Origin of the sequence: Saccharothrix sp. ST-888, from assembly GCF_000955975.1 — a bacterium.
GTDB lineage: Bacteria > Actinomycetota > Actinomycetes > Streptomycetales > Streptomycetaceae > Kitasatospora.
This window is the reverse complement of the sequence record NZ_JYJF01001136.1, coordinates 1-241: the sequence shown is the minus strand read 5'-3', so window position 1 is coordinate 241 and position 241 is coordinate 1. Positions and strand designations below refer to the sequence as shown.

Here is a 241-nt window from a genome sequence, read left to right as displayed (position 1 = left end):
GGTGCCGTGCGCCTCCACCGCGTCCACGTCCGCACCCGACAGACCCGCCGACGCCAGCGCGTCACGGATCACCCGCTCCTGCGACGGCCCGTTCGGGGCCGTCAGTCCGCTGGAGGCGCCGTCCTGGTTGATCGCCGAACCGCGCACCACCGCCAGCACCCGGTGCCCGTTGCGCCGCGCGTCCGACAGACGCTCCAGCACCAGCACCCCCACCCCCTCGGACCACCCGGTACCGTCCGCC

The 241-nt window shown here is 75.5% G+C and carries 1 protein-coding gene; it reads right to left on the bottom strand.

Annotated features, from left to right (window positions below; genetic code table 11):
* A partial coding sequence (locus UK12_RS35950; RefSeq protein ID WP_045307435.1) for a hypothetical protein occupies positions 1-241 on the bottom strand: 241 nt, incomplete at both ends.